The sequence below is a fragment of the Paenibacillus timonensis genome (assembly GCF_022427145.1).
Lineage (GTDB): Bacteria > Bacillota > Bacilli > Paenibacillales > Paenibacillaceae > Fontibacillus > Fontibacillus timonensis.
The window spans coordinates 127,687-139,601 of record NZ_JAKSXN010000002.1 but is presented as its reverse complement, the minus strand read 5'-3'; the positions used below and the strand labels follow the sequence as shown (position 1 = coordinate 139,601).

Below are 11,915 nucleotides of genomic sequence, written 5' to 3'. Positions count from 1 at the left end.
CTTGGGGGGCCGGCCTTTTTTTGCGTATTCGGCTTCTTAATTCTCGTCCAGCCACAATATCGCCGTCACGCCGCGCGGATAATACCGGCTTCCGCAAATGACGCCGGCCATCATCTGGTCGCTCCAGCTCCAGTAGGCGTTCTTCTCGGAGGTCAGCCAGGCGACATGCGCCGCATCGGCCGCTTGGCCCCGTTCGTCCCAAGCAAGGCCGAGGATCCGGCGAGCGATGAATTGGCACAGGTAAATTTTGCTGAGCCAGGAGTTATTGCTCGTCGAGGACAGCTTCCAGCCGCCGTCATCGAACAAGCAGACGCCCGGCTTCAGCACCGTATTCAAGTGCGTTGACAGCGCCCGGATATATTCGCCGAACCGGCCGTTCTGATCGAGCGCTTCTTCGCAGCCGGTGTACAGCGGGAAGACGAGCCCTTCGATGGCCGGGATAATTTTGGAGTCATTGTTCTCCTGAATGACCGCCGGAATGTAGCCACCCGGCAGCAGGTGCGCGGTGATCGTTGCTGCGCATAGCTCGGCTTGCCGCCCAGCCAGCTCAGCTGCCGTTGCGCGACCGCCTGTACGCAGCAGCTTCTCCATCGCCACGTAGGCCGCCCAGCTCTTGCCTGCCAAATAAATGTTGTTGCGCGCTTGCCCCAGCGAAACGTCCAGGCTGTCGTAAGTCGTGATTTCCGCTCCGCCCATCGTCCGGGAGCTGTCGAGGCCCATGATGCCGGTCCGCTTGGCCGGGTCCGGATGATCGCGGTTCACCATGCTCTCCAAGCATTGCTCCAGAATCGGCAGGTTGCGGTCCATCCAGTCGCGGTCGTTCGTTTGATTCAAATAAACGGCGGCGCTTAGCACCCAGTTGACGAGCTGCTCGTGCGTCATGTGGGAGAAGCAGTCGTCGATCGCATGTAGTTCGTAAGCCGAAAACCCTGGACGGGAGAACGTGTTGGCCACGCCCATGTCGTGCGTAAAGCTGATCCCTCCGGGATATTCGGCCGGATCTCCAGGAAGCCGCACCGTGTCTCGATAGCTATAGCGGCGGGTGAACAGGTCCAGTTCGTTTTTGACCGTCCATGGATTCATTTTCAGCTCAAAAAACAGCTGGTCGACCGTCAAATCGAACGTATTCATCATCCGGTATTCGCCTTCGTTTACGACCCAAAGCGGCTGACCTTCATGCTCCAGCAGCTCGGTGGAGCCGTAATAGCTGCGGATAGCGTGGGCGAGCATAAACTTCTGATCCTCGTTCAGCTTGGCGTCGCTAACGAGTGCGTCGGCTTGACGGGCCACTTCCAGCTTACGGTCGAATTGATCCAACGCATAGGCGGCCACGTCCTCAATGTTGGCGAAATACCGGTTGTAATAGTAGGACGCGTCCATCCCGGTGGTGACGTACCCTGCCCGATAGAAGCAGAGCGCAAAGCGGTAAGTGGCTTTTTCGCCGGCCGGGGTATCCATCAGCAAGGCGCCTACCGGTCCGAGGCCAAACCGCAGATTTTCCGTAACCTTCGGCTTGAGAATCGCTTCCATCGTGAAAAAGCCTGCACTCGTGATCCGCGGGTCGTTCGCCGCGATCGCGGTATGGCGGCCTTGGCCGATTCCGCAAATCCGGCCCTCGGTCACGTCCTCCAAGCGGCGGATCGCGCTGAAGGCGTCGACGTTCTGCAAGCCGAAGAAGGCTTTGCGCGCCGAGGTTCCCCGCGTGTTATCCACCGTGATCTCCGCCAGTACGGCCGGCATGAGCGCGAAACGCAGCTGCTCCTCCGTCGCCGTCCCCGGGTCGGGCACGCCTTCAAACGGCGAGATCAGGCGGAACGTCAAATCGCCGGCTTGCCATTCGTCGATCGCAGCACCAAACCGGCGCACGATCTCGCTGCGGCCGAAGGGCACGATGAGACCGCTTTCTTTTTTCTGGACAGAATGCTGCTCGCTGGCCCCGTCACCGCTCTCTTCAGTCGTATAACGGTCCCGCTCGTCCAAGCCTTCCCCGTAAAACGGCAGGGCCCGGTAACGCTCTTGCCCGTCGTCCTGCAGGCCGATATAGATGTTCTGATTAGGCGGACTGCCCAGTTCAAGATCGAAACCGCCGCTCTTGCCGGGATGTCCCAACGTAAAGCTGGCGAAAGCCCCCATCGGGGAGTGATGCGCGTTGAAAAATATATTTTTACCCAAGTTGATTACCTCCTGTTCAATTGGCTGCGGTTGTGCTAGTTTGATTATAACAAGGCTTTGGGGGAACGCCCATATCCAAACCGCCAATGGATTTATCCAAAACGTTCAAAGGCGCGAGGCGGGAGGTCCCATAACGTGGAAGCGGAGGGACGAGGGTGGCTAGAGAGCATCAGGTGACCGAATATATGCTGCCGGATATGGATTCGACGTTTAAGCTCTTTGCCGCGCATCTGCGGACGGTGACGAGCGAGTGGTCGTACCCGCGCCACAGCCACCCGCTGTTCGAGGTGAACCTGCTGCTGGCGGGCAGCCAGGAGATGATCGTGGGCGGCAGGCGATTCATCCAGCAGCCCGGCGATTTCCTGCTGCTGCGCCCCGAGGACGTGCACGAAAGCCGGGCGCTCGGGACGGAGCCGATGACGTATTATTGCCTGCATTTTAACGTCGACGAGCCCGTGCTTCGCGAGCTGCTGTGCCGCGGCGAGGACCTTCTGCACGGCGCGGACGGTCCGCTGGCCGCGGTCATCCGGCCGAGCCTGGACAAGCTGATCGCGCTGACCTCGGATGGGGCGGGCGCGAAGCTGGCGGACAAGATGCGGGCTTTGTCCGCGGTGTTCGAGCTGTTCGCCGGCCTGAGCGAAGGGCTGGCGGAACGGGAGGCCGGCGCTCCCGGCAGCCGGATGAACCGCATCGCGGCGGAGATCGCCGCCGGCCTGGAGCGCAGCGTCGAGGAGCCGGAGGCCTGGAGCGCCGCAACGGGCGAAGGGTTCGGCGGCGGCGACGGTGCCGACGGGGACCGGTCGCGCGAAACCGTCGCGGCGGTCACCGCCGGGCTCGGGTACAGCGCGTCCTCCTGCAACCGGATCTTCCGCAGCGTCTACGGGATGTCGCCGCGCCAGTATTTATCAGCGCTGAAGCTGAAGAAAGCCAAGCTGCTGCTGATGGAGCCGGAGCTGTCGGTGGAAGCCGTCTCGATGCGGCTGGGCTACAAGGATATCGCTCATTTCAGCCGGCAGTTCAAACGCTGGACCGGCGAATCGCCCGGCAAGTTCCGGAGCCGGTTTCATATTTAACTTTATATAGAAAGGGGTTGGCTGCTTTGACCATGGAAATTGAAAGCGCTGACTTACTCGCGTTGCCGCTCCGTAAGCGAATCGTTTTTTTTGGCGACAGCATTACGGAGAATGGGACGTATATCCGTAATTTGGAGGCCTTTTTCCTCAAGCATCTGCCGGAACGCCGGCTGGAGTGGATCAATTTGGGAGTTAGCAGCGAAACCGCGGCGGGAACGAGCGAAGCGGATCATCCGTTTCCCCGTCCCTGCGTGCATGAACGACTGGATCGCGCTTTAGAGGAAACGCGTCCGGATTGGGCGTTTATTTGCTACGGGATGAACGACGGCATCTACCATCCGCTTGGGGAGCAGCGCTTCGAAGCCTATCGTGGCGGAGTGCGCCGGGCCGTGGAGCGGATTCGCGGCACCGGAGCCCGCGTCATCCTGATGACGCCGCCGCCGTTCGACGTTGCCTCGATCGGCGGGGAGGCATTGCCGGAAGGCATGGACGACTACTCGTTTGAGCGTCCTTACATCGATTATAACGCTGTGTTGGATCGTTATGCGGCTTGGGTGCGCGAGTACGGCGAGGCGGAAGGGCTGACGGTGGTGGATCTTCGCGGGCCGCTTGGCGATTTGATTCGCGCGCGCCGCGAAGCGGACCCCGGCTATCGTTACGGGGACGGCATCCATCCGAACGAAGACGGACATTGGGTGATCGCACGGACGATCCTGAGCCGCGTCTTCCATCTGGAGCTGGAGCGGATGCCGTCTTGGGCGGACGGCGGCGACAGCGCGTTCATCCGGCTCGTCGGCGAGCGCCGGGCCGTGCTGAACGCGGCATGGCGGGAGCATGTCGGGCACACGAACCCGAACAAGATGGAGACGCCGCCGCTGGCGGAAGCGCTGCAGCAAGCCGAGGCGCTGCTGCCGGCGATCAGTCGGGCAGCCGCGGCGGACGGCGGCGCGGAGAGCAAGGAGGTGCGCGAATGGGAAGGATTCACGCGCACCGACTTTTACTTCGGCGGCCGCGAATGCGTGGCGGTCGCTCCTCGGGAGGCCGCGCCCGGCCGGCCGTGGGTGTGGCGGAGCGAGTTCTTCGGCGCGTTCGCGGACGCCGACCTGGCCCTGCTCGAGCAAGGCTGGCATGTCGCCTACTGCCGGCTGAGCCACCTCTACGGCTGCCCGTTCGCCGCCGGGCAGATGGAAGCCTTTCGCGCCGAGTTGGCCGCGAAATACGGGCTCGCCCCGAAGCCGGTGCTGTTCGGCTTCAGCCGGGGCGGCCTGTACGCGCTGCGTTACGCCGCGCTGTACCCGGATCGCGTCGCAGCGTTGTACCTCGACGCGCCGGTGGTGGACATCCGCAGCTGGCCGGGGGGCCAGGGTGCGGGTCGGGGCGCGCCGGAGGAGTGGCGCGACTGTCTGGCGGCGTACGGCATCGCCCAAGCCGCGTCTTCTCCGGCAGACGTCGCCCGCCTTGCCGGCGAGGAGACGGAGCGCCTGCTGGCGGGGCTGGACGCACCGGCCCGTGCCGGCGTGCCGGTGCTGCTCGTCTCCGGCGACGCCGACGTCGACGTGCCGTTCGACGAGAACGGCGCGGTGCTGGAGCGCGCCTACCAAGCCTATGGCGGCACGGTGACGACGATCCTCAAGCCGGGTGGGGGCCATCATCCCCACAGCTTGCCCGACGTCACGCCGATCGTGCAGTTTGCCCTTGCCGCGGTTACGAACCGCTAGCAGCAGTAACCGAGAACCGTCCGATGCGAATCGGGCGGTTTTTGCATGCGAGGGACAGGAGGGGAGAAGGGCTTGCTTGCGCAAGTTGATCGACGGGGTAGGCGACGGGTTATTTGGTATGGAAGAAGAACCTATCGATTCCCGATACCGCCCGCCGCTTAAGGCACAAGTCATGAACTTCTACATTTGACCGTCAAACAAGCGATTATACTCGAAATTTCATACATATCTATGGCGTTAGGCGCCTACACAGACTATTTAGTGTGAAATTTCATATACAATTCCTCGTTTTGACGATAATCAAGCGATTATGCTCGAAATTTCATACATATCCTTGGCGTTTGGCGTCATCACGGCCTAATGAGTATGAAATTTCATATAGATCGCCCGGGCTAGGCGCGGCCACGAACGCGGAGCCATTTATAATGCCTCCCGGGACATAGCGAGCGTCCGAGCCAAACAAACAAAGGACGCACGCAGGCGCAAGCGCTGCGGCGTCCTTTGAAGTGAAAGGTTACTTCACAAACTGAGATACGGCGAATACGGCCGGCGAGTTCCAGTAAATCGTCACTTCGTTGCCGGCGTAGCTTAACTCATGGTCGACGAAGCACTTTGCCGGCGGTTGGCCCTGCAGATGCTCCATCATATAGTCATCGTTGAGGTTCCGGTTCGGGCCCCCGGACACCAGGCCGGGAACGGCCGCCTCGACCCCGTCCGCTACGGACGGGCGATGGTGCAGGCGATTGACCGGACGGTCGCCGAATCCGGACACGTAGCTGAGATCCAGCACGTTGCGGCCCAGGAGATAATGGATATGCTCCAGCGCCAGCTCCCGGTAACGTTCCTCGCCGCCAATACGGCCGGCGAGGATGAGGAGCATCGCGTTATTCATGAGCACCATGTTGCTGCCCCAAATGTAATCCTCCGGGCGCAAGGAGGTTAGATAGCCGTCTTCCGCGCAACGACGGGCCAATCGCTCGGCATCTTCGAGCAGCCCCTGCCGCAGCGCGGCGAGCAGTGCGGCATCCGTGTCTGCTCCCGCTTCTGCGCCGAGCAGGTAAGCGATCGTCCCGTAGCCGCTCATATTGGTCCAGCCCAGCTCGTATTTGGCGAAGGGTTGGGCAGCCAGCCCGCGGAAGGCTTCGTGATATTTCGCTTCACCGGTCGTGCGGAATAGCTCAGCCGCTGCCCAATACCGCTCGTCCAGGTCGCTGGCATCGCCATATTCTCCTGTGCCGACGTCGGCCGGATTCTTGAAACCGGGCCCGTCCGGGTGAGGCGGCGTACGGTCCAGCCAAGCCCAGGCGCGTTCAGCCGCTTGCAGGCAGCGGGTTGCGAAGGCGTCGTCGAACGAGCGGTAAACCCGCGCCGCCATCGCCATCACGCCGGCCAGACAAGCGGTAGCGGTGGCGGAGACCGGCAGGAAATAAAGGTCTGCCCGGTCGTCCTCCGGCATGATGTCCAGTGCCGGGAATTGCTTCGTCGTCAGTTTGTGAAAGGCGCCGCCCGACCGGGGATCCTGCATCTTAAACAGCCAATCCAGCTCATAACGGCATTCGTGCAGCACATCCGGCATCCGGCCGTCGCTCTCCGGCAGCGGGATCGGCCGTTCGAACGCCAGGGGATTCCCTTCGTAAGCCAATAGCAAATCGGCAATCGCTTTGGCTCCCGGCCCGGTGTATTTGCCGTAATCGCCGGCATCGTGCCAGCCGCCCCGGCTGTCCAGACGGAGGGTAGGATCATCGTACACGATGCCTTCGGAAGCATGGCAGGCGTGATGCTTCCACGGGCCGGCGAAGGACTCCTCCAACTCCATGCCGCAGCGCAAATAATAAAAAGCCTTCAGCAGGCCCTGCTGCAAATCGGCATAGGGATTGCTGCCGATCGCAAACGTCGCCGAGCTCTCGCCGTTCAGGAAAACCCGGTAGGTTCCCGGCGTTCTCAGATCGCCGAAATCGCCTCGGCAGACCCTTGTTCCCGACGCTTCGTCCGGCTGCATAGGGCCGGTGATCCCCCGGTAAACCACATCTCCCGAGGCGGTATCCACAATTTCGTACTCGCCCCCCGGTCCGGAGTAAACAAATGATTTGGCGGCTTCGGACGGATATCCGAGCTGGTTGACGGCGATGTTCCGGCACGGCAATGCAGGGGTATTGGATTGATTCATGACATTTCCCTCTTTTCGATCAGTAAAGTAAACGTTTACAAAAATACGGCATATCCTTTGGCCGACAGTCGTGTTGTCTCTACCTACTCTTCTATCCTTGCATGTTCCGACCCGAATAACAAGACTCGAAATTTAGGGATCGATCGTCATAATTTTAACGTTGTTGGAACGTTCGAAGTATTGTCACAATAACCGGGAGATTCTGACAAACGCTATACATCCTATCGACTCTTCTTTGGTAGTATGGTATCATGATAGTCTGATAACGTATTAGCGAACTAAAGCAAACGAAAGGCCTACTTGTAGAAGCAAGCACAAGAAAAAGCAGCATGATCGAAGCGTGCACGCGAAAGAAATATGCACAAGGTTAAAGGTGCACGATACAAGTGTGCGTAAAGGAAACATGTACAGGATGAACCAGCACAGGAAGCAGCACAAGGTAAAGGTACATGATAAGAAGCGCGCTAAAATATGCTTGCACACATAGTGGCTAACTTCAGGGGGAGAGAGACAGGATGAAAACAAACAAAAAGATGGCAATGTTGGGCCTTGTGATGGCTCTGGTATTGACGATGCTGGCCGGCTGTTCGGGCTCGGGCTCCGGGAAGGACGACAACAAGCTGGTCATCGGGATCGACGATAAATTCGCACCGATGGGGTTCCGCGACGAAAATAACGAAATTGTCGGCTTCGACATTGATTACGCCAAAGCGGCGGCGGCGAAAATGGGGATGGAGCCCACCTTCCAGCCGATCGACTGGTCGGCCAAGGAATCCGAGTTGAACAGCGGACGGATCGACTTGATCTGGAACGGATATACGATTACGGAAGAACGCAAGGGCAAGGTATTGTTCACGAAGCCTTATTTGAAAAATAGCCAAGTCGTGGTGACGCTGGCCGATTCGGAAATCGCCCAATTAAGCGATTTGGCCGGCAAAGCGGTAGGCCTGCAGTCGTTGTCTTCCGCGGCGGACGCCCTGAACGCGGCTCCGATCAAAAGCGAAATCAAAACCGTCTCCGAATTTCCGGACAACGTGCTGGCGCTCAGCGATCTCAAGACGAAACGGCTCGACGCGGTCGTGATCGATGAGGTCGTGGCGCGGTATTACATGGCGAAGGAAGAAGGTACGTTTAAGCTGCTGGACGAATCGCTGGCGCCTGAAGAATACGGCATCGGCGTGAAGAAAGGCAACGAAGAGCTGCTCAACAAACTGCAGCAGGCGCTCGACGAACTGAACCAGGACGGGACCGCGTCCGAAATTTCGCAAGAATGGTTCGGCGAAGATAAGGTGCTGAAGTAGGAACGAACCCGCCAAAACCGGATTGCTTCGGAATCCGGTTTTTTGTTGGCCGCGGCTAGCCTGCGGGGCATCGTCCAAGTCTAATTCAAGGAGAACGACAATGAGCCTGGAGTATCTGTTAAGTATTTTGGGGCCGATGCTGGAAGGGACGGAAACCACGATTTTGCTGTTTTTGCTGGCCATCGTGACGTCGATCCCGCTGGGATTTGCCTTTACCTTTATGGTTCGCAGCCGGATCAAACCGATCGCCTGGTTTGCCGGCGCGTATATTTATATCATGCGCGGCACGCCTCTGCTGCTGCAAATGTTGTTCGTCTGTTTCGGGTTGCCCGTGATCCCGGTCATAGGCGAGTACCTCGTGATGGACCGGTTTGTAGCTGCTTGCCTGGCTTTCACGCTGAATTATGCGGCTTACTTCGCCGAGATCTTCCGCGGCGGCCTGCTGGCGATCGACAAAGGCCAATACGAGGCGGCGAAGGTGCTGGGCCTGAGCCGTTGGCAGACGACGACGCGGATCGTGCTGCCGCAGATGCTGCGGATCGCGTTGCCCGCCGTCTCCAACGAGTCGATCACGCTGGTCAAGGATACGGCGCTGCTTTATGCGGTGGCCGTACCCGAGCTGCTGCATTTTGCGCAAACGGCGGTCAACCGGGATTTTACGATCGTGCCGTTCGTGCTCGCGGGGATTCTATACCTGTTGATGACGCTGGTGCTTACCGTGCTGTTCAAAGCGCTGGAGCGGAAGTTTAAATTCGAGTAGAGGGCTGGAATTATGGATCAAGCAATCGTAGAAGTGGATCATTTACGAAAATCGTTTGGCGACCTGGAGGTGCTTAAGGACATCTCCTTCAACGTCGCCGCCAGCGAGGTGCTCGCGGTGATCGGACCGTCCGGCTCGGGCAAAAGCACGATGCTGCGCGCCTTGGCCCATCTCGAAGAGATTGACGGGGGCAGCATCCGCATCGGCGGCGAGACGCTGGCCAACGACGGACGCTACGCCGCCAGCGCCAAGCTGAGGGAAATCACCGCCCGGATGGGCATGGTGTTCCAGCATTTCAACCTGTTCCCGCACCTCACGGTGCGCGGCAACCTGGAGCTGGCGCCGAAGCTGGTCAAGGGGTTGCCCGCCGCGGGTATCCATGCCAAAGCCTCGGAGCTGCTGGAGAAGGTCGGGCTATCCGACAAGGCGGAGGTCTATCCGTCCAACCTGTCCGGCGGGCAAAAGCAGCGGGTCGCCATCGCCCGGGCGCTGATGATGAACCCGGAGATCCTGCTGTTCGACGAGCCGACCTCGGCGCTCGATCCCGAGCTGACGGGCGAGGTGCTGCAGGTCATGAAGCAGCTCGCCGAAGAGCGGATGACGATGATCGTCGTTACGCATGAGATGGGCTTCGCGCGGGAGGTAGCCGATCGCGTGATGTTTATGGCGGACGGCGAGATCATCGAGTCCGGCCGGCCGGAGCAGCTGTTCGGAGCTCCTCAGCATGAACGGACCCGTTCCTTTTTGCAGCGGGTACTCTAAAGTCAACTCAAAAACGGCGGCAGCCTTAGACTTCGTAGTTGAAGTTCCGAGGCTGCCGCCTTTTTTTGCCGCAAGATTGGTTTTATTTCACCGTATAGACGCCTTCTTTATAAACCAGCGTATACAGTATGCCGGACTCGGTTAATACGAACTGGTCCACGGCATCCTTGGTTAAACGGCGCTGTTTGCCGTCGGGAGCGATGTGGTAAATGCCGGGCTCGTAGCCCTGGGACACGTAGTACACGCCGGACTTGTTGACCTCGAAGGCCGTGTCGGCCGATGCGCCGGGCGCCAGGGAGGCCAGCATCGTCTCCTTGCCTGCGGCCGGGTCAAATCGGAATAACTCCAGCTCATAGCCGTTAAATGCCGTATAGTAAAATACGTTTTCGAACAGACGAATCTGGGAGATTCTCCGTGACGACACGGCGTTAGCGGTCTCGCCGCCCTCCAGCCCCGTTTGCATCAGGCGCCCCGAGCTTCCATCCCGATAATAGATCCGATCGCCGATCAGCCAGAATTGGCGTGCGCCAGTCGCCAGCTTCACGTGCGTCCGGCCGGTTGTATCGATCCGGTACACAGAGTTTGGATCCTTCGAATCGCTTTCTTTGAAGCCGATCGCATAGAGTGCGCCGTCCTTCAACGCCAGCGTGGGGTCGCTCCTGAACCCGACCCCTTCGTTTTCTTCCACAGTGCGGGCGACGCCATAGGCATACCCAGGCTCTCCGAGCAACGACGTCTCCCCGGTGCTTATGTCGAGTCGACTCAAGTTGTTAGGCATCTCCGTCATAAACCGGAAATCGGTGAAGTAGAGGGTATTCTGATCTTTGGCGATGCCATCAAGGCTTTTGGCCGACATTATGTCTTGCAGAGCCCCGTTCTTCACCCGGTACAACGTGTCGCCTCCCATCGTCAAATCCCCGACATGGAGGTTAACGAACAATTCGTTCTCCCATTTCCATACATCCGACAGCCAGCCGTCTTCCGGCCGCCAATCGCCAAGCGAGGCAATTTTCTGCGCTTGTTGTTTCTCAAGGTCATACGCGTACAGGTAAGCTTGGTCGCTCACCGTGGATACGTAATAGAATACATCGCCGATCCGTTTTCCTGAATGAAACACCGGTTTGCCGGGTACTTGGATTCGGGTCGCTTTTTTGCCTCCCGTTTGCCGGAATAGCTGCTCCTCCCAGGAAGCGCCGTTGTCCCGGATAACGGTTTTCAGGTAATACGCATCATTTCCGAATTGGGTCAGCGGGGTAGACAACTTCTCATAATCCACCCGTTTCCGCCGATCGGTCAGCTGCGTTCGGATGGAATCCTTCGCCGCCAGCGTCTGCGGGTGCTTGAGGTCAATGGCCGCATCTCCGATCAGGATCAGGCCGTCCAGCCAATCGATATGTTTGCCAAGCGCCGACGCGGCATCCCTTAGGGGAAGCATGACCCGCCCGCCGATCATTTGCGGGGGAACGTCGAGCTTCACCGATTTGCCGTTCAAGAGCATCGTCGTGCTGTTCACCTTGAACTTCACCGTTCTTTTCAACGAAAGGTTCTGGAGAAGCACATCGTCAGGCGTCTTCGCGTTCCAGACGATGTCCCAATAACCTTGATTCGCCTCCGTCGTATGCTCGGCCAGGTATCCCATCAAACGAATCGGCACGAGGACACGTCCGTTTCGCTGAACGACCTCGTAGTCCCCGCCAATATCCGTCTTGCGTCCTTGAATGAACGCTTTGCCTTGATAATCGTAAGGGATGATCGCAAGCTCGCTGAACGCCTCCTTCAGCGATTTGCTGCCGCTCCCTTGGTTAACGGTTTCCTCTGCGGCATGAACCCCGGCCGTTCCAAGTCCAAGGCATGCCGTCAATAGCAGCAGGATAAATTTCTTTCTCAAATCAAAACGCTCCCTTCCATGACAAATGCCAATAAGTTCTATATCAACTAGACGCTTCCACGCTCGTAAAAGTT

Annotated in this window: 8 protein-coding genes; 5 read left to right on the top strand and 3 right to left on the bottom strand. The window is 59.0% G+C overall.

The features are described from left to right. Positions 1–36 precede the first annotated feature (36 nt). Positions 37–2,172, bottom strand: coding sequence for a glycoside hydrolase family 52 protein (locus MJ257_RS01500; protein WP_240267609.1), 2,136 nt, complete (start codon positions 2,170–2,172; stop codon positions 37–39). Positions 2,173–2,327: 155 nt separating this feature from the next. On the opposite strand from MJ257_RS01500, the gene MJ257_RS01495 reads away from it, so the two are divergent. Beyond that, entirely contained in the window at positions 2,328–3,245 is a 918-nt protein-coding gene (locus MJ257_RS01495; RefSeq protein WP_240267608.1) for a helix-turn-helix domain-containing protein, read from the top strand. Between the two features lie 32 nt (positions 3,246–3,277). After that, positions 3,278–4,963, top strand: a complete 1,686-nt coding sequence (locus MJ257_RS01490) for an SGNH/GDSL hydrolase family protein (RefSeq protein ID WP_240267618.1) — start codon at positions 3,278–3,280, stop codon at positions 4,961–4,963. 514 nt (positions 4,964–5,477) lie between these two features. Here MJ257_RS01490 and MJ257_RS01485 read toward each other — a convergent pair. Then, positions 5,478–7,130, bottom strand: coding sequence for a glycoside hydrolase family 9 protein (locus MJ257_RS01485; RefSeq protein ID WP_240267607.1), 1,653 nt, complete (start codon positions 7,128–7,130; stop codon positions 5,478–5,480). Between the two features lie 515 nt (positions 7,131–7,645). Between MJ257_RS01485 and MJ257_RS01480 the strand changes: the two genes are divergently transcribed. The 3 genes from MJ257_RS01480 to MJ257_RS01470 all read left to right on the top strand — a co-directional run bounded on the left by MJ257_RS01480 (position 7,646) and on the right by MJ257_RS01470 (position 9,953). Beyond that, complete coding sequence (locus tag MJ257_RS01480) at positions 7,646–8,431, top strand: amino acid ABC transporter substrate-binding protein (RefSeq protein ID WP_240267606.1); 786 nt, start codon at positions 7,646–7,648, stop codon at positions 8,429–8,431. A gap of 100 nt (positions 8,432–8,531) precedes the next feature. Next, positions 8,532–9,191, top strand: a complete 660-nt coding sequence (locus MJ257_RS01475) for an amino acid ABC transporter permease (protein ID WP_240267605.1) — start codon at positions 8,532–8,534, stop codon at positions 9,189–9,191. Positions 9,192–9,203: 12 nt separating this feature from the next. Next, a complete protein-coding gene (locus tag MJ257_RS01470) occupies positions 9,204–9,953 on the top strand; it encodes an amino acid ABC transporter ATP-binding protein (RefSeq protein ID WP_270406201.1) in 750 nt (249 codons plus the stop codon). 82 nt (positions 9,954–10,035) lie between these two features. Here the strand turns inward: MJ257_RS01470 and MJ257_RS01465 are convergent, their stop codons facing one another. Beyond that, positions 10,036–11,841: a copper amine oxidase N-terminal domain-containing protein gene (locus MJ257_RS01465; RefSeq protein ID WP_240267604.1), complete on the bottom strand. Its 1,806-nt coding sequence runs from the start codon at positions 11,839–11,841 to the stop codon at positions 10,036–10,038. Between the last annotated feature and the right edge of the window lie 74 nt (positions 11,842–11,915).

What these genes read in the sequence shown, in the direction of transcription:
- MJ257_RS01490 (WP_240267618.1), top strand. Translation starts at nt 3,278, where the DNA reads ATGGAAATTGAAAGCGCTGACTTACTCGCGTTGCCGCTCCGTAAGCGA.
- MJ257_RS01485 (WP_240267607.1), bottom strand. Translation starts at nt 7,130, where the DNA reads ATGAATCAATCCAATACCCCTGCATTGCCGTGCCGGAACATCGCCGTC.
- MJ257_RS01480 (WP_240267606.1), top strand. Translation starts at nt 7,646, where the DNA reads ATGAAAACAAACAAAAAGATGGCAATGTTGGGCCTTGTGATGGCTCTG.
- MJ257_RS01475 (WP_240267605.1), top strand. Translation starts at nt 8,532, where the DNA reads ATGAGCCTGGAGTATCTGTTAAGTATTTTGGGGCCGATGCTGGAAGGG.
- MJ257_RS01470 (WP_270406201.1), top strand. Translation starts at nt 9,204, where the DNA reads ATGGATCAAGCAATCGTAGAAGTGGATCATTTACGAAAATCGTTTGGC.